This is a genomic window from Delftia sp. Cs1-4, from assembly GCF_000214395.1.
In the GTDB taxonomy this organism is placed as follows: domain Bacteria; phylum Pseudomonadota; class Gammaproteobacteria; order Burkholderiales; family Burkholderiaceae_C; genus Comamonas; species Comamonas acidovorans.
Genome location: NC_015563.1, coordinates 6177021 through 6193944, shown reverse-complemented (window position 1 = coordinate 6193944; position 16924 = coordinate 6177021). Strand labels below are relative to the sequence as shown.

Annotated in this window: 20 protein-coding genes; 17 read left to right on the top strand and 3 right to left on the bottom strand. The window is 65.3% G+C overall.

The features are described from left to right. Positions 1-6 precede the first annotated feature (6 nt). The 3 genes from DELCS14_RS27190 to DELCS14_RS27180 form a co-directional block, all read right to left on the bottom strand. On the bottom strand, positions 7-1212 hold the full coding sequence (locus DELCS14_RS27190) for an esterase-like activity of phytase family protein (RefSeq protein WP_013804454.1): 1206 nt from the start codon (positions 1210-1212) through the stop codon (positions 7-9). Continuing rightward, positions 1181-2677 carry a glycerol kinase GlpK gene (gene glpK / locus DELCS14_RS27185; RefSeq protein ID WP_013804453.1) on the bottom strand — a complete coding sequence of 499 codons (1497 nt, stop codon included), beginning with the start codon at positions 2675-2677 and terminating at the stop codon, positions 1181-1183. The genes DELCS14_RS27190 and glpK overlap by 32 nt, the downstream gene beginning before the upstream one ends. A gap of 73 nt (positions 2678-2750) precedes the next feature. After that, a complete protein-coding gene (locus DELCS14_RS27180) occupies positions 2751-3515 on the bottom strand; it encodes a DeoR/GlpR family DNA-binding transcription regulator (RefSeq protein WP_013804452.1) in 765 nt (254 codons plus the stop codon). A 271-nt stretch (positions 3516-3786) separates the two neighbouring features. On the opposite strand from DELCS14_RS27180, the gene DELCS14_RS27175 reads away from it, so the two are divergent. The 17 genes from DELCS14_RS27175 to rplO all read left to right on the top strand — a co-directional run bounded on the left by DELCS14_RS27175 (position 3787) and on the right by rplO (position 16911). Further along, complete coding sequence (locus DELCS14_RS27175) at positions 3787-4872, top strand: ABC transporter ATP-binding protein (RefSeq protein ID WP_043796484.1); 1086 nt, start codon at positions 3787-3789, stop codon at positions 4870-4872. A 1-nt stretch (position 4873) separates the two neighbouring features. Then, complete coding sequence (locus tag DELCS14_RS27170) at positions 4874-5956, top strand: ABC transporter ATP-binding protein (RefSeq protein ID WP_013804450.1); 1083 nt, start codon at positions 4874-4876, stop codon at positions 5954-5956. Beyond that, positions 5953-6846: a sugar ABC transporter permease gene (locus DELCS14_RS27165; protein ID WP_013804449.1), complete on the top strand. Its 894-nt coding sequence runs from the start codon at positions 5953-5955 to the stop codon at positions 6844-6846. Before DELCS14_RS27170 ends, DELCS14_RS27165 begins: the two co-directional genes overlap by 4 nt. Positions 6847-6921: 75 nt before the next feature. Then, the gene (locus DELCS14_RS27160) at positions 6922-7737 is read left to right on the top strand and encodes a carbohydrate ABC transporter permease (RefSeq protein WP_013804448.1); all 816 of its coding nucleotides are present in this window, start codon (positions 6922-6924) and stop codon (positions 7735-7737) included. A 182-nt stretch (positions 7738-7919) separates the two neighbouring features. Further along, complete coding sequence (locus DELCS14_RS27155; protein ID WP_013804447.1) at positions 7920-8228, top strand: DUF2160 domain-containing protein; 309 nt, start codon at positions 7920-7922, stop codon at positions 8226-8228. A gap of 236 nt (positions 8229-8464) precedes the next feature. Beyond that, a complete protein-coding gene (locus DELCS14_RS27150) occupies positions 8465-10198 on the top strand; it encodes an ABC transporter substrate-binding protein (protein ID WP_013804446.1) in 1734 nt (577 codons plus the stop codon). Positions 10199-10542: 344 nt separating this feature from the next. Continuing rightward, positions 10543-12132 carry a glycerol-3-phosphate dehydrogenase/oxidase gene (locus tag DELCS14_RS27145; RefSeq protein ID WP_012202963.1) on the top strand — a complete coding sequence of 530 codons (1590 nt, stop codon included), beginning with the start codon at positions 10543-10545 and terminating at the stop codon, positions 12130-12132. Positions 12133-12819: 687 nt separating this feature from the next. Further along, on the top strand, positions 12820-13188 hold the full coding sequence (gene rplN / locus DELCS14_RS27140; RefSeq protein ID WP_012202964.1) for a 50S ribosomal protein L14: 369 nt from the start codon (positions 12820-12822) through the stop codon (positions 13186-13188). Positions 13189-13198: 10 nt separating this feature from the next. Continuing rightward, entirely contained in the window at positions 13199-13519 is a 321-nt protein-coding gene (gene rplX / locus DELCS14_RS27135) for a 50S ribosomal protein L24 (RefSeq protein WP_012202965.1), read from the top strand. Between the two features lie 10 nt (positions 13520-13529). Then, the gene (gene rplE / locus DELCS14_RS27130) at positions 13530-14069 is read left to right on the top strand and encodes a 50S ribosomal protein L5 (protein ID WP_012202966.1); all 540 of its coding nucleotides are present in this window, start codon (positions 13530-13532) and stop codon (positions 14067-14069) included. A gap of 8 nt (positions 14070-14077) precedes the next feature. Continuing rightward, positions 14078-14383: a 30S ribosomal protein S14 gene (gene rpsN / locus DELCS14_RS27125; protein WP_012202967.1), complete on the top strand. Its 306-nt coding sequence runs from the start codon at positions 14078-14080 to the stop codon at positions 14381-14383. 20 nt (positions 14384-14403) lie between these two features. Beyond that, the gene (gene rpsH / locus DELCS14_RS27120) at positions 14404-14799 is read left to right on the top strand and encodes a 30S ribosomal protein S8 (RefSeq protein ID WP_012202968.1); all 396 of its coding nucleotides are present in this window, start codon (positions 14404-14406) and stop codon (positions 14797-14799) included. A 24-nt stretch (positions 14800-14823) separates the two neighbouring features. Beyond that, positions 14824-15357 (top strand): 50S ribosomal protein L6, encoded by a 534-nt coding sequence (gene rplF / locus DELCS14_RS27115; RefSeq protein ID WP_013804444.1) that lies wholly within the window; start codon positions 14824-14826, stop codon positions 15355-15357. A gap of 11 nt (positions 15358-15368) precedes the next feature. After that, positions 15369-15734 carry a 50S ribosomal protein L18 gene (gene rplR, locus DELCS14_RS27110; protein ID WP_012202970.1) on the top strand — a complete coding sequence of 122 codons (366 nt, stop codon included), beginning with the start codon at positions 15369-15371 and terminating at the stop codon, positions 15732-15734. A 15-nt stretch (positions 15735-15749) separates the two neighbouring features. Next, complete coding sequence (gene rpsE / locus DELCS14_RS27105) at positions 15750-16271, top strand: 30S ribosomal protein S5 (RefSeq protein WP_012202971.1); 522 nt, start codon at positions 15750-15752, stop codon at positions 16269-16271. A gap of 14 nt (positions 16272-16285) precedes the next feature. Further along, entirely contained in the window at positions 16286-16468 is a 183-nt protein-coding gene (gene rpmD / locus DELCS14_RS27100) for a 50S ribosomal protein L30 (RefSeq protein ID WP_012202972.1), read from the top strand. An 11-nt stretch (positions 16469-16479) separates the two neighbouring features. Then, on the top strand, positions 16480-16911 hold the full coding sequence (gene rplO, locus DELCS14_RS27095) for a 50S ribosomal protein L15 (protein ID WP_012202973.1): 432 nt from the start codon (positions 16480-16482) through the stop codon (positions 16909-16911). The last annotated feature ends 13 nt before the right edge of the window (positions 16912-16924 follow it).

Genomic DNA, 16924 nt, shown 5'->3' with positions numbered 1-16924 from the left:
GCGCCTTCAGGGTGCGCAGGGCGGCGAGGGCCGGTAGGCGGTGATCAGGATCTGATTGGCCTGCGCCGGATTGAAGTTGTCGTCGCTGGCGAACACCAGCACGCGCGTGCCATCGGGCAGCGGCGGGCCCCAGGACATGGCTTCCATGTTGTCCAGCCGGCCGGGCTGCACGGTGGACAGATCGGCCACCAATTGCTTGACCGCCACCTGTGGCGGCGTTTGCGCGAAGCTGGCCAGGGCCAGCGTGTCAGGTGCCTCCAGGCCGATGCGGTACAGCCGCGCGCCAAAGCCGTGGCCCGGGCTGTAGGAGCGCTCCAGTACCAGCAGATGGTCGGGACCGTCCGGCAGGATTTCGCTGATGCCGTTGACCTCGCGCTGGGGCAGGGCCCAGCTGGCGGCCGGCACGGCATCGGGCTGGTAGGCGATCTGGCGCAGCAGCTGGCCGTCGTCCAGGCTGACCAGGCTGATGCGCACGGGCGCGCCTGCCGTGGCGGCGCTGGCGCGCGGGCCGTCCTGGCGCAGCGGCGCCTCCAGGGCCAGCCAGGCCTGTTGGCCGTCCGGCGTCACGGCCAGCCCCTCGAAGCCGAAGTTCGAGCGCAGGCCCGGCCTGCCGTCCTCGTCCTTGAATGCGTAGAACCACCGCGCGATCTGGCGGCCCGTGGCGTCGGTCCTCACCAGCGAGGTGCCAAAGCCCCGGCCCGGGTCGCCTTCATCGGTCCACAACAGGCCGCCGTCCGGCAGCAGGCGGATGGCTTCGGGGTCGGGCACGGGCTGGGTGGCGGGCGCGGCATGGCGCGGGCGCAGCCAGCGGCCCTCGGCATCCAGCAGCGGATGCACTTCGGTGACCTGCGCCTGCCAGGGGTTGGGGCCGGCGCGCTGGCCGGCGTCCAGCGGCTCTATGCGCAGGCGCATCCAGCGCGCGGGGCCGCGCGCCGAGCGGTCATCGCTGATGGCCACGTAGTCGCCGTGCCGGGCGTCGTAGTCCAGTCCCGAGATGCCGCCGGTGGTGGCGCCATGGATGGGCTCCTCGCGCGCAATCGTGGTGCTGCCCAGCCATTGCAGGCGCGCGCATGCCGTGGGCTGCGGGGCCGGCAGGGCCTGGGGCGGCGCGGCGCAGCCGGCCAGCAGCAGGCCCGCAAGCACCAGGCTGGCCGCCTTGAACAAGGCCGTGAGCCCGTTGTCAGGCCGCCAGCGCGGTCTGGGCCACCGCATGCTCCCAGCGCGCCATCAGCTCGTCGGCGCGGTGCTTGTCCAGCGTGGGCACGAAGCGGCGCTCGGCCTTCCACAGCGCCGACAGTTCCTCGGTGCTCTGGTACACGCCCGAGGACAGGCCTGCCAGGTAGGCAGCGCCCAGGGCCGTGGTCTCCACGCAGGCCGGGCGCACGACGGGAATGCCCAGCAGGTCGGCCTGGAACTGCATGAGCAGGTTGTTGACGCAGGCGCCGCCGTCCACGCGCAGTTCGCTCACCGGCGCGCCGCCGCTGGCCACCGCGTCGCGGCTCATGGCCAGCAGCAGGGCGGCGCTCTGGAAGGCAATGGATTCAAGCGCGGCCCGCGCGATGTGGGCAATGGTGGTGCCGCGCGTCAGGCCCGTGATGGTGCCGCGCGCATCGGGCTTCCAGTAGGGGGCGCCCAGGCCCGTGAAGGCTGGCACCATCATCACGCCGCCCGAGTCGGGCACGCTCTCGGCCAGTTGCTGCACCTGGCCGCTGTGCTCGATGGCGCGCAGCCCGTCGCGCAGCCACTGGACCACGGCGCCGCCCACGAAGACGCTGCCTTCCAGCGCATAGGCCGGCGCAGCGGTGGGCTGTGCCGCAGCGGTGGTCAGCAGGCCGTTGGCGGAGGTCTGGAACACGCCGCCCGTGTGCATGAGCATGAAGCAGCCCGTGCCATAGGTGTTCTTGGCCATGCCGGCCGAAAAGCAGGCCTGGCCGAAGAGGGCGCTTTGCTGGTCGCCGGCCACACCGCCAATGGCGATCTCGCCGCCCAGCACCTCGGCTGCCGTGCGGCCGAAATCGGCGGCGGAAGGCAGCACCTCGGGCATCAGCGCGCGCGGAATCTCCAGCAGCGCCAGCAGATCGTCGTCCCACTGGTTGGTGTGGACGTTGAACAGCATGGTGCGGCTGGCGTTGGAGACATCGGTCACATGGCGGCGTCCGCCCGTGAGCTGCCAGATCAGCCAGCTGTCCACGGTGCCGAAGGCCAGTTCGCCGCGCTCGGCGGCGGCGCGCGCGCCGTTGACGTTGTCCAGAATCCAGCGCAGCTTGGTGCCCGAGAAATAGGCGTCGATCAGCAGGCCGGTCTTGCGCTGGATGGTGTCGGCATGTCCGGCCTCGCGCAGCTGGGCGCACAGCGGCTCGGCGCGGCGGTCCTGCCAGACGATGGCGTGGTGTATGGGCTGGCCCGTGGCGCGGTTCCAGACCACGGTGGTCTCGCGCTGGTTGGTGATGCCCAGGGCGCGGATGTCGGCAGCCGCCAGCCCGGCCTTGGTCAGGGCCTCGCGCGCCGTGGCCAACTGGGTGCGCCAGATCTCGCGCGGATCGTGTTCGACCCAGCCGGGCCGGGGATAGATCTGCGGCAGCTCCAGCTGGGCCGAGGCCACGATGCGGCCCTGGGTGTCGAAGACGATGCTGCGCGAGCTGGAGGTGCCCTGGTCCAGGGCAAGCAGATAGGTCATGGTGCGGTATCCAGGAAAAGCAGGGCCGGTGCGCGTGTCCTGTGCGGGCGGTGGCGCAGCGGCTGCGGAAAACTTATTGCGCCACCACGCATTGCACTTCTGCTTCGCGCAGAAGGGCATCGAACGGGGCGGGGGGCGCGGTATCGGTGAACAGGCGGTCGATCTGGTCCAGGCGTGCCAGCTCCACCATGGCCTGGCGGTGGAACTTGCTGTGGTCGGCGGCCAGCCAGACCTCGCGCGACTGGGCAATGATGGTCTGGGCCACCTTGACCTCGCGCATGTCGAAGTCGCGCAGGCTGCCATCGGGCTCGATGGCCGAGATGCCGATCAGGGCGATATCCACCTTGAACTGGCGGATGAAGTCCACGGCCGCCTCGCCCACGATGCCCCGGTCGCGCGTGCGCACCACGCCGCCGGCCACGATGACTTCGCAGTCCGCGTTGGAGCTGAGGATGGCCGCCACGTTGAGGTTGTTGGTGATCACGCGCAGGCCCCGGTGCTTGAGCAGGGCCTGGGCCACGGCCTCGGTGGTGGTGCCGATGTTCAGGATCAGCGAGCAGCCGTTGGGAATGGCGTCGGCCACGGCGCGCGCAATGCGCGACTTGCCTTCGGCATGCAGCACCTGGCGCTGGGTGTGGCCCAGGTTCTCCACCGTGGCGCTGGGCACGCGCACGCCGCCGTGAAAGCGCACCATCAGGCCGGCATCGGCCAGCTTCTGTATGTCGCGGCGCACGGTCTGCAGGGTCACGCCCAGGATCTCGGCCAGCTGCTCCACCGAAGTGGACTGGCGGCTGCGCACTTCGTCGAGCAGCTGTAGTTGTCGGGGATTGGTGTTCACGGCGGCGATTCCAGATCTGGTGCGTTCTCAGGCAAACAAGGCGGGGCGACCGGTTTATAGCGCATTTGCCCCTGGCCGGCCGTGGGTTGGGGAACTTTAAAACGAAGAAAAAAGAACAGCACCTAGGGTATGTGTTGATGGGCTGCGATCTGGAAAGAACAAAAATGATCACGTTCTTGCTTTCGGATGGCGCGCAATCGCCGCCTTGAGCGAGATGTTTCTCCTTGTTCAATCGCTGCCCCCCGAGGCGGCCTCGTCAGTGAGGGCGGTCGTGGAACTGGTGTTGGAGAGAATCAGCAAACGCGTGGGCGGCCAGACCTGGCTGCACCCCATGCACCTTGAACTGGAAAGCGGCGCGGTGACCGTGCTGCTGGGTGCCACGCAGGCCGGCAAGACCAGCCTGATGCGCATCATGGCCGGCCTGGACGTGCCCACCGAAGGCCGTGTGCGCGCCGATGGCGTCGATGTGACCGGCATGCCCGTGCGCGAGCGCAACGTGGCCATGGTCTACCAGCAATTCATCAACTATCCCTCGCTCACGGTGGCGGACAACATCGCCTCGCCGCTCAAGCTGCGCGGCGACCGCGACGTGGCGCAGCGCGTGCGCGCCCTGGCCGAGCGGCTGCACATCGAGATGTTCCTGGACCGCTACCCGGCCGAGCTGTCGGGCGGCCAGCAGCAGCGCGTGGCGCTGGCGCGCGCCCTGGCCAAGGGCGCTCCGCTGATGCTGCTGGACGAGCCCCTGGTCAACCTCGACTACAAGCTGCGCGAGGAACTGCGCGAGGAACTGACCCAACTGTTCGCCACAGGCGACTCCACCGTGGTCTATGCCACCACCGAGCCCGGCGAGGCCCTGCTGCTGGGTGGCTACACGGCGGTGCTGCATGAGGGCGAACTGCTGCAGTACGGCCCCACGGCCGAGGTCTTCCATCAGCCCAATTCGCTGCGCGTGGCGCGCGCCTTCAGTGATCCGCCCATGAACCTGATCGCGGCCAGTGCCGTGGAGGGCGGGCTGCAACTGCCGGGCGGCGCGCGGCTGCCCGTGGCGCTGCCTGCGGACCTGGCCGTGTCCGGCCAACTGACCCTGACCCTGGGTCTGCGCGCCAGCGCCCTGCGCCTGCAGTCACGGCCCGGCGATCTGGCACTGCAGGGCGTGGTGGAACTGGCCGAGATTTCGGGCTCCGACACCTTCGTGCATGCCACCACGCCCTGGGGCGAGTTGGTGGCCCAGGTCACGGGCGTGCACCACCTGGACCTGGGCAGCGCGGTCACGCTGCACCTGGATCCGGCCCATGCCTACGTGTTCGGCACGGACGGCGCGCTTGTGCTGGCGCCGGCGCGGCCGGGAGGACGATGAGATGGCCCGCATAGAACTTGATCTGGCCCACTCCTACAAGCCGAACCCGCAGCAGGACAGCGACTACGCGCTGCTGCCGCTGAGCATGGTCTTCGAGGACGGTGGCGCCTATGCGCTGCTCGGCCCCTCGGGCTGCGGCAAGACCACCATGCTCAACATCATGTCGGGCCTGCTGGTCCCCTCGCAGGGCAAGGTGCTGTTCGACGGCCGCGACATGACGCGCGCCACGCCCCAGGAACGCAACATCGCCCAGGTGTTCCAGTTCCCGGTGATCTACGACACCATGACCGTGGCGGAGAACCTGGCCTTTCCGCTGAAGAACCGCCGCATGCCCGAGGAGCGCATCCGCGCGCGGGTCGGCCAGATCGCCGAGATGCTGGAGATGAGCGGCCAGCTCGACCAGCGCGCGGCCGGCCTGTCGGCCGATGCCAAGCAGAAGATCTCGCTGGGCCGGGGCCTGGTGCGGCCCGATGTGTCGGCCGTGCTGTTCGACGAGCCGCTCACGGTGATCGACCCCCAGCTCAAGTGGCAGCTGCGCCGCAAGCTCAAGCAGATCCACCATGAACTGCGGCTCACGCTGATCTATGTGACGCACGACCAGGTGGAGGCCCTGACCTTTGCCGATCAGGTCGTGGTCATGACGCGTGGGCGCGCCGTGCAGGTGGGCACGCCCGCCCAGCTTTTCGAGCGGCCCAGCCACGCCTTCGTCGGCCACTTCATCGGCTCGCCGGGCATGAACTTCGTGCCGCTGCAGCAGGACGGCGGCCGGCTGCTGGCCGAGGGCCAGTACCTGTCCCTGCCCGCCGCACTGGCCAGCGTGGCGCCCGGCCTGTCCCTGAGCCTGGGCATACGCCCCGAGTACCTGGCACTGGCCTCGGCCGACGCGCCTGGCGCCGTGGCCTGCACGGTGGAGCGCGTGCAGGACGTGGGCACGCACCAGCTGCTGGTGGCGCGCCTGGGCGAGCGGCTGCTCAAGCTGCGCTGCGGTGCCGATGCCTTCCTGCCCGCCGTGGGTGAAACGGTATGGGTGCAATTGCAGGGCCCCCACACCTGCTACTACGTCAACGAGGAGCTGCAGGCATGAGCCAGACCGTCAAGCCCGTCAACCAGAAGGCCTGGCTGCTGATCCTGCCGGTCATCATCTGCGTGGCCTTCTCGGCCATCATCCCGCTGATGACGGTGGTGAACTACTCGGTGCAGGACATCATCAGTCCCGACCGGCGCGTGTTCGTGGGCACGGAATGGTTTGCCCAGGTCATGCGCGACGAGGAACTGCACTCGGCCCTGCTGCGCCAGATCGGCTTTTCGCTGGCCGTGCTGCTGGTGGAGATCCCGCTGGGCATCGCCCTGGCCCTGTCCATGCCGGCCCAGGGCTGGAAGGCCTCGGCCGTGCTGGTCGTGGTCTCGCTGTCGCTGCTGATTCCGTGGAACGTGGTCGGCACCATCTGGCAGATCTACGGCCGCGCCGATATCGGACTGCTGGGCGCGGCGCTCAACGCGCTGGGCGTGGACTACAACTACACGGGCAATGCCACCCATGCCTGGCTCACCGTGCTGGTCATGGATGTCTGGCACTGGACGCCGCTGGTGGCCCTGCTGTGCTACGCGGGCCTGCGCTCCATTCCCGACGCCTACTACCAGGCCGCGCGCATCGACGGCGCCAGCAAGTTCGCGGTGTTCCGCTACATCCAGCTGCCCAAGATGCGCGGCGTGCTGATGATCGCCGTGCTGCTGCGCTTCATGGACAGCTTCATGATCTACACCGAGCCCTTCGTGCTCACGGGCGGCGGGCCCGGCAATGCGACCACCTTCCTGTCGCAGTACCTGACGCAAAAGGCCGTGGGCCAGTTCGACCTGGGGCCGGCGGCGGCCTTCTCGCTGATCTATTTCCTCATCATCCTGCTGCTGTGCTTCATCCTCTACAACTGGATGCAGCGCGTGGGCACGGCAGACAAGGAAGGGGCAAAAGAATGATCACCACGCTCCCTTCGTTCACTGCCCCCCGAGGGGGCTCGGCCTCCCTTGGGGCGGCCCTGCGGGAGGCCGGACATGACTGAAGACCGCCGTTTCCACAAGCGCACGCTGTTCCTCGTCGCCTACCTGCTGTTCGCCGTGCTGCCCATCTACTGGATGGTCAACATGAGCTTCAAGACCAACGAGGAGATCCTGTCGAGCTTCTCGCTGTGGCCCCAGCATTTCACCTGGGCCAACTACCAAACCATCTTCACCGACGCCTCCTGGTACTCGGGCTACATCAACAGCCTGATCTACGTGGCCATCAACACCGTGATTTCGCTCACGGTGGCGCTGCCGGCGGCCTATGCGTTCTCGCGCTACCAGTTCCTGGGCGACAAGCATGTGTTCTTCTGGCTGCTGACCAACCGCATGACGCCGCCGGCCGTCTTCCTGCTGCCCTTCTTCCAGCTCTACACCACGGTGGGCCTGATGGACACGCACATCGCCGTGGCCCTGGCCCACCTGCTGTTCAACGTGCCGCTGGCCGTCTGGATCCTGGAGGGCTTCATGAGCGGCATCCCGCGCGAGATCGACGAGACGGCCTATATCGACGGCTACTCCTTCCCGCGCTTTTTCCTCACCATCTTCCTGCCGCTGATCAAGGCCGGCGTGGGCGTGGCGGCCTTCTTCTGTTTCATGTTCAGCTGGGTGGAGCTGCTGCTGGCGCGCACGCTGACCAGCGTGAACGCCAAGCCCATCGTGGCGACCATGACGCGCACCGTCTCGGCCTCGGGCATGGACTGGGCGACGCTGGCGGCGGCCGGCGTGCTGACCATCGTGCCGGGCGCCATCGTGATCTGGTTTGTGCGGCATTACATCGCCAAGGGGTTCGCCATGGGGAGGGTGTGAGGCACCCCCTGAGCGGCTTACGCCGCTTCCCCCTCTCTACCCGCTTCCGCGGGGGAGGGGGACGACACCTTCGGGGCGGGGCGGCGCGGCCGGCGTAGGCCCTTCCTCGGTGTCCCTGGGCTGGGCTCTGCCGGTTTCGAGAAGCTGCGGTATTGATGCTGGATTTCTGAAAGGACTCGTCAATGTTTTCCTGGATGGCCTGGACGCTGCCGGTGGCGGTGTTCTTCAGTTGCATCGTGCTGATGCTGGTGGGCATGACGCTGTGGGAGTTGCGCAGCCCGACCTTGATGCGCAAGGGCTGGCTGCCGATGGCGACGACGCGCGGGGACCGGCTGTTCATCGGGTTGCTGCTGGCGGCCTATGTCAATCTGGCCTGGGTGGGCCTGGGCGAGAGGATGGTGCAGTGGTTCTCGCTGGAGGCCGAGCCTTCGGTGTGGATCAGCCTGGTGCTGTCCATGCTCGTGCTGGCCGTCGTGATGCGCAAAGGCTGAAATGAAGCACCCCCTGAGTCGCTGCGCGCCTTCCCCCTCTCTCGCTTCGCGGGAGGGGCACGACAGCCTCGCTGCGGGGCGGCCCTTGCTCGCTGTCCCTCGCTTGGGACATGCCTGCTCTATTCGCAGTGCCATGAATATTTGAAGCTTTTCTCAACAGCCGGGTCCGAAGCTCCCCCGGGGCCCGCTGGTGCATGTGCATGTCGGGGAGACAGCAAGAATCTAGGAGACGGCAGATGAAACAACGACTTCATACCATCGCCCTCGCGGCGGCCCTGCTGGCGGCGGGGCAGGCGTCCTGGGCCGGAGAGGCGGAAGCCAAGAAGTGGATCGACGCGGAGTTCCAGCCCAGCACGCTGTCCAAGGACCAGCAGATGGCCGAGATGAAGTGGTTCATCGAGGCGGCCAAGAAGCTGCAGGCCAACGGCGTCAAGGAGATCGCCGTGGTCTCCGAGACCATCACCACGCACGAGTACGAGAGCAAGACGCTGGCCAAGGCCTTCACCGAGATCACGGGCATCACCGTCAAGCACGACCTGATCCAGGAAGGCGACGTGGTCGAGAAGCTGCAGACCTCGATGCAGTCGGGCAAGTCCATCTATGACGGCTGGATCTCCGACTCCGACCTGATCGGCACGCACTACCGCTACGGCCGCATCATGAGCCTGACCGACTACATGGCCGGCGCCGGCAAGGACTTCACCAATCCGGGCCTGGACATCAAGGACTTCATCGGCACCAGCTTCACCACCGCGCCCGACGGCAAGCTCTACCAGCTGCCCGACCAGCAGTTCGCCAACCTCTACTGGTTCCGCGCCGACCTCTTCGAGCGCAAGGACCTCAAGGACAAGTTCAAGGCCAAGTACGGCTACGAGCTGGGCGTGCCGCTGAACTGGAGCGCCTACGAGGACATCGCCGAGTTCTTCACCAACGACGTCAAGCAGATCGACGGCAAGCCCATCTACGGCCACATGGACTACGGCAAGAAGGACCCGTCGCTGGGCTGGCGCTTCACCGATGCCTGGCTGTCCATGGCCGGCGCGGCCGACAAGGGCATTCCCAACGGCATGCCCGTCGATGAATGGGGCATCCGCGTGGCCGACGACAAGTGCACGCCCGTGGGCGCATCGGTCTCGCGCGGGGGCGCCACCAACTCGCCGGCCGCCGTGTTCGCGCTCACCAAGTACGTGGACTGGATGAAGAAATACGCGCCCAAGGAAGCCATGGGCATGACCTTCGGCGAGTCCGGCCCCGTGCCGGCCCAGGGCCATATCGCGCAGCAGATCTTCTGGTACACCGCCTTCACGGCCGACATGACCAAGCCCGGCCTGCCCGTGGTCAATGCCGACGGCACGCCCAAATGGCGCATGGCGCCCGGCCCCAACGGCCCGTACTGGAAGGACGGCATGCAAAACGGCTACCAGGACGTGGGCAGCTGGACCTTCTTCAAGGACCATGACGCCAACCGCACGGCCGCCGCCTGGCTCTACGCGCAGTTCGTCACCGCCAAGACCACCAGCCTCAAGAAGACCATCGTCGGCCTGACGCCCATCCGCGAAAGCGACATCCGCTCCAAGGCCATGACGGACATGGCGCCCAAGCTCGGCGGCCTGGTCGAGTTCTACCGCAGCCCCGCCCGCGTGGCCTGGACGCCCACCGGCAACAACGTGCCCGACTACCCCAAGCTGGCCCAGCTGTGGTGGAAGAACGTGGCCCAGGCCGTCACCGGCGAGAAGACGCCCCAGGGCGCCATGGACAACCTGGCCGAGGAAATGGACCAGGTCATGTCCCGCCTGCAGCGTGCCGGCATGGCGCACTGCGCGCCCAAGCTCAACCCCAAGGGCGACCCGGCCAAGTGGCTCAGCGACAAGCAGGCGCCGTGGAAGAAGCTGGCCAATGAAAAGCCCAAGGGCGAGACGATTGCGTATGACACGCTGCTCAATGCCTGGAAAAACGGCAAGGTGCGTTAGCACCCCCTGAGGCGCTTGCGCGCCTTCCCCCTCTCTACTTGCTTCGCAAGGGAGGGGGACGACGCCCTCGCCGCGAGGCGGCTCTTGCTCGGCGTCCCTGAGTTGGGCCGCGTCGGCTTTGGGCGCAATACCCTGCGCTGGCACCAAAGTCCATCGTTGGGCGTCCTGGGTCGCCAAAACACGAAACGAAAGATAGCGAAGAAAAAAATACAAAAACGAGCGAAAATAGCGGAAAACCCGATTCCGTCCCCTTCGCATTGGGCGCAGGCGTGGCGTCCCGGGTGCTGACATGGCGGCTACATGGCGCCCTGTTAACTTGCCCCCCATTCCTTCGTCGAAGATCCATGTCCCTCGCTGCTTCCCCTCTGCCCACTGGCCGCGCCGCCCTGCTGGAACGCCTGGCCCAGCCTGAAACCTACGATCTGGCCATCATCGGCGGCGGTGCCACCGGCCTGGGCGTGGCCCTGGACGCGGCGGCGCGCGGCTTCAAGGTCGTGCTGGTGGAGTCGCATGACTTCGCCAAGGGCACGTCCTCGCGTGCCACCAAACTGGTCCATGGTGGCGTGCGCTACCTGGCCCAGGGCAACATCGCCCTGGTGCGCGAAGCGCTGCACGAGCGCACCACGCTGCTGCACAACGCGCCCCACCTGGCGCAGCCACTGGCCTTTGTCATGCCGTCCTACAAGCTGCTGGACACGCCGTTCTACGGCATCGGCCTCAAGATGTATGACGCGCTGGCCGGCAAGGCGGGCCTGGGCGCTACGGAGTTCCTCTCGCGCTCCAGCACCGTCAAGTGTTTGCCCACCGTGCGCCAGCAAGGCCTCAAGGGCGGCGTCAAATACTGGGACGGCCAGTTCGACGATGCCCGCCTGGCGCTGGCGCTGGCACGCACGGCCGCTGCCAAGGGCGCGCTGCTGGTCAACTACTGCCCCGCGCTTGAGCTGCTGCATGAAGGCGGCAAGGTCGCCGGCCTGGTCTGCGAAGACACGGAATCGGGCCGGCGCTTCACGCTGCGCGCCAAGTGCGTGGTCAACGCCACCGGCCCCTGGGTGGACCTGTTCCGCCAGCAGGATGCCGAGGCCCAGGGCCGTCCCGTCAAGCCCATGGTCGCGCCCAGCCAGGGCGTGCACGTGGTGGTGGACCGCGACTTCCTGCCCAGCGATCACGCCCTGCTCGTGCCGAAGACGGCCGATGGCCGCGTGCTCTTTGCCGTGCCCTGGCTGGGCAAGGTCATCCTGGGCACCACCGACACCCCGCGCAATGACCTGGCACGCGAGCCCCTGCCGTTCCCCGAGGAGCTGGACTTCATCCTCACCGAGGCCGGACGCTACCTCACGCGCCAGCCCACGCTGGCCGACGTGCGCAGCATGTGGGTCGGCCTGCGCCCGCTGGTCAAGCCCCAGGACGACGACGGCGAGAACACCAAGAAGATCAGCCGCGAGCACACGGTCATGTCCAGCCGCACCGGCTTGGTCACCGTCACGGGCGGCAAATGGACCACCTACCGCGCCATGGCCGAAGACGTGCTCTCCGAGTGCTTTGCCATCGGCCGCCTGCCGCACCGCCCCGGCGGCGTCACGGCCCGCCTGCCGCTGGCCGGTGCTCCGGCCGAGTCCGCCGTGCACCACCGCATGAACCAGGTCCAGGGCCTGCACTCCTATGGCACGGAAGCCTCGGCGGTGGAGGCGTTGCCGGGCAACGACGAATGGCTGGCAGACGGCCTGAACGAAGCCATGGTGCGCTTTGCCGCGCGCTTCGAATACGCGCGCACCGTGGAAGACGTGCTGGCGCGCCGCAGCCGCCTGCTGTTCCTCGATGCGCGCAAGGCCGCCGAGGTGGCGCCGCGCGTGGCAGCCATCCTCCAGGAGGAGCTGGGGCAGGACGCCGGCCTGGCGGACTTCATGCCGCTGGCGGCCCAGTACCTGCCGGCCTGATCGCGGCTGAAGCCCCTCTCAAGCAAAACGCCCTGCACTGCAGGGCGTTTTGCTTTTGGAGGCAGATGCAAGTCAAGGAAAGATTGTCAAAATTGATGGATATCTATCTTTGATTGTTTTTATGAATCAGAATGCTGCCCATGGCATCTCGTAACGGTGCCAGCGAACAGCAGCCAGCACAAGGCTGACGAGGGAGGGGGAATGATGAAGAAAGCGCTTGAAAGTCCGTTTTCCGCAGGGCCAGGGCCGTGCCCGAGCCCAACGCGGTGGCCCCAAGCCGCTGCGATGTCTGCGCCGCCGTAGCACGCGCGGCCAGCCCGCAGCAGACGATTGCGTTGAGTCTGCCACCCTTTGCCGAGCCCGCCAGGCTCGGCTTTTTTATGGGTGTTTCCGATGGGGTGCGGCCATCAGCAGGTCCAGCTTGCTCCTGGGTTGATAGCGCTCTTGTGGGGGTTGCGCAACGCTGCCGGCCAGGGGTGGAAAAGGCGGCTAAGGGTTTGACGCGCAACGGAATTTCTGGGACAATCCCATGCTTCACGTGAAAATCGTGAAGTTATCTGCCCAGTGGAAGCGCCGAGAAATGGTTTTCGGCGTGGACGACGGGCCCAAGACTGACTGGCTGCTCGCGGCCCTTGAGAAGACTCTGGGGCTGTCGAGTGTTTGCTGGAGCAAGTTGGGAATATTGAAATGATCCAAACAGAATCTCGGTTAGAGGTTGCCGACAACACCGGCGCGAAGTCTGTTCAGTGCATCAAAGTGCTGGGCGGTTCTCATCGTCGCTATGCGAGTGTTGGTGACATCATCAAGGTGACCATCAAGGAAGCTGCACCGCGTGGACGCGTCAAAAAAGGCGAGGTCTACAGCGCGGTCGTGGTGCGTACGGCGAAGGGTATTCGCCGTGCTGATGGCTCGCTCGTCAAGTTCGACGGCAACGCCGCCGTTCTGCTGAACGCCAAGCTGGAGCCTATCGGCACCCGCATCTTTGGCCCCGTGACTCGTGAACTGCGCAACGAAAAGTTCATGAAGATCGTGTCCCTGGCACCTGAAGTTCTCTAAAGGAAGCACCATGAACAAGATTCGCAAGGGCGACCAAATCATCGTGCTGACCGGCCGTGACAAGGGCAAGCAAGGCGTGGTCTCGGCTCGCAAGGACGACTCCCACCTGTTGATCGATGGCATCAACATGGTGAAGAAGCACGTCAAGCCGAACCCCATGAAGGGCACCACCGGCGGTATCGTGGAAAAGGCCATGCCTATCCACCAATCCAACGTGGCCATCTTCAATGCAGCGACCGGCAAGGCTGATCGCGTGGGCATCAAGGTGCAGGCCGACGGCACACGCGTTCGCGTGTTCAAGTCCAGCGGCGCCGAAATCAAGGCGGCCTAAGGGGTAACACATGGCACGACTGCAAAAACTGTATCGCGAAAAGATCGCGGCTGAACTCAAGGAAAAGTTCGGCTACACCTCCTCCATGGAAGTGCCCCGTCTGACCAAGATCACCCTGAACATGGGTGTGAGCGAAGCCGTGGCCGACAAGAAGGTGATGGACAACGCCGTGGCTGACCTGACCAAGATTGCTGGTCAGAAGCCCGTGGTGACCAAGGCCAAGAAGGCTATCGCCGGCTTCAAGATCCGTGAAGGCCAGGCCATTGGCTGCATGGTGACCCTGCGTGGCGTTCAGATGTATGAATTCCTGGACCGTTTCGTCACCGTGGCTCTGCCCCGCGTGCGTGACTTCCGTGGTATCTCCGGCCGTTCTTTCGACGGTCGCGGCAACTACAACGTCGGCGTCAAGGAACAGATCATCTTCCCCGAAATCGAGTACGACAAGGTGGACGCTCTGCGTGGTCTGAACATCAGCATCACGACGACAGCTCGGACCGACGATGAGTGCAAGGCACTGCTCGCCGCTTTCCGTTTCCCCTTCAAGAACTGAGGTGGCGCATGGCTAAAGTTGCATTGATCCAGCGCGAACTCAAGCGCGAAAAGCTGGCAGCCAAGTACGCTGCCAAATACGCAGAACTGAAGGCAATCGCCGCTGACGCAAAGCGCAGCGACGAAGAGCGCGACGCCGCTCGCCTGGGCCTGCAGAAGCTGCCCCGTAACGCGAACCCCACTCGCCAGCGCAACCGCTGCGAGATCACGGGTCGTCCCCGTGGCACCTTCCGTCAATTCGGTCTGGGCCGCGCCAAGATCCGTGAACTGGCCTTCGCTGGCGACATCCCCGGTGTCACCAAGGCCAGCTGGTAAGCAAGCAGGAGAGATTAAACATGAGCATGAGTGATCCCATCGCTGACTTGCTGACCCGCATCCGCAATGCACAAATGGTCTCCAAGACCACCGTGACGGCTCCTTCCTCCAAGGTCAAGGTTGCCATCGCCCAGGTGCTGAAGGATGAAGGCTACATCGACGGCTTCCAAGTGAAGACCGACGCTGGCAAGTCCGAACTCGAAATTACCCTGAAGTACTACGCCGGCCGTCCGGTGATCGAGCGCATCGAGCGCGTGAGCCGTCCCGGCCTGCGCGTGTACAAGGGCCGTGACGCAATCCCCCAGGTCATGAACGGTATGGGCGTTGCCATCGTCACCACTCCCAAGGGCGTGATGACGGATCGCAAGGCACGCGCCACTGGCGTGGGCGGCGAAGTGCTGTGCTACGTGGCCTAACGGACATTAAGGAGAAATACTGAAATGTCTCGCGTAGCAAAGACTCCCGTGGCCATCCCCGCAGGCGTGGATGTGTCCATCAAAGACGACCAGATCAATGTGAAGGGCACCGGCGGCACGCTGTCGCAAGCCCAGAACGTTCTGGTGAAGATCTCCAACAACGAAGGCAAGCTGTCTTTCGAGCCCGTCAATGACTCGCGCGAAGCCAACGCCATGAGCGGCACCATGCGTCAGCTGGTGAACAACATGGTGGTGGGCGTGAGCAAGGGCTTCGAGAAGAAGCTGTCGCTGGTTGGCGTGGGTTTCAAGGCTTCGGCCTCGGGCTCCAAGCTGAACCTGGCGATCGGCTTTTCGCACCCGGTGAACTTCGAAATGCCGGCCGGCATCACTGTCACCACCCCCACACCGACCGAAATCTTGGTCAAGGGTGCTGACCGCCAGGCCGTTGGCCAAATGGCTGCTGAGATCCGTGCCGTTCGTCCTCCCGAGCCCTACAAGGGCAAGGGCATCCGTTACTCGGATGAGAAGGTCGTGATCAAAGAGACCAAGAAGAAGTAAGGAGCTGCATTATGTTGACCAAGAAAGAGCAGCGTCTCCGTCGTGCCCGCCAGACCCGCATCCGCATTGCACAGCAAGGCGTGGCACGTCTGAGCGTGAACCGTACGAACCTCCACATCTACGCAAGCGTGGTGTCGGAAGACGGCACCAAGGTGCTGGCTTCGGCCTCCACCGCCGAAGCCGAAGTGCGCACCCAACTGGGCGCCATCGGCAAGGGTGGCAACGTGGCTGCCGCTACGCTGATTGGCAAGCGCATTGCCGAGAAGGCGAAGGCTGCCGGCGTGGAGAAAGTGGCTTTCGATCGCGCTGGTTTCGCATACCACGGCCGCGTGAAGGCTTTGGCAGAAGCCGCTCGTGAAGCCGGCCTGCAGTTCTAAGCGGAGCGGATAGAAATGGCAAAGTTTTCTCCCAAGGTGCAAGACGAAGGTCGTGACGACGGTCTGCGCGAAAAAATGATCGCGGTGAACCGCGTCACCAAGGTTGTGAAGGGCGGTCGTATCCTCGGCTTCGCTGCACTGACCGTGGTTGGCGATGGTGATGGCCGCGTTGGCATGGGCAAGGGCAAGTCGAAGGAAGTGCCTGCAGCCGTGCAAAAGGCGATGGAAGAATCCCGTCGCAACATGATCAAGGTGTCTTTGAAGCACGGCACGATCCATCACACCGTGATGGGTCAGCATGGCGCAGCATCCGTGATGCTGAACCCCGCTCCCAAGGGTACCGGCATCATCGCCGGCGGCCCGATGCGCGCCGTTTTCGAAGTGCTGGGCATCACCGACATCGTGGCCAAGAGCCATGGTTCGTCGAATCCCTACAACATGGTCCGCGCGACTTTTGACGCTCTGAAGCACTCCACGACCCCTTCGGAAGTGGCAGCCAAGCGCGGCAAGTCGGTTGAAGACATCTTCACCGCCTGATCGGAGTCAATCACATGACAACGCAACAAACCGTGAAGGTGCAACTGGTGCGCAGCCCCATTGGCACCAAGGAATCGCACCGCGCCACCGTCCGTGGCCTGGGCCTGCGCAAGCTGAACAGCATCAGCGAACTGCAGGACACGCCTGCCGTGCGCGGCATGATCAACAAGATCAGCTACCTGGTCAAAGTTCTCTGAAAGGATTGATGATGGAACTCAATAGCATCAAGCCTGCAGAGGGCTCCAAGCACGCCAAGCGCCGTGTCGGTCGCGGCATCGGCTCCGGCCTGGGCAAGACTGCCGGCCGTGGTCACAAGGGTCAGAAGTCGCGTTCGGGTGGCTACCACAAGGTGGGCTTCGAAGGCGGTCAAATGCCTCTGCAGCGCCGTCTGCCCAAGCGTGGCTTCAAGTCGCATCTGCTGAAGTTCAATGCAGAAGTGACCCTGTCCGCTCTGGAACAGCTGGGCCTGGCCGAAGTCGATCTGGCAGCTCTGAAGCAAGCCGGTCTGGTTGGTGAAATCGCAAAGGTGGTCAAGATCATCAAGAGCGGTGAAATCAGCAAGGCTGTCAAGCTCAACGGCATCGGCGCTACCGCCGGCGCCAAGGCTGCCATCGAAGCTGCCGGTGGCAGCATCGCCTGATTAATGATCTGAA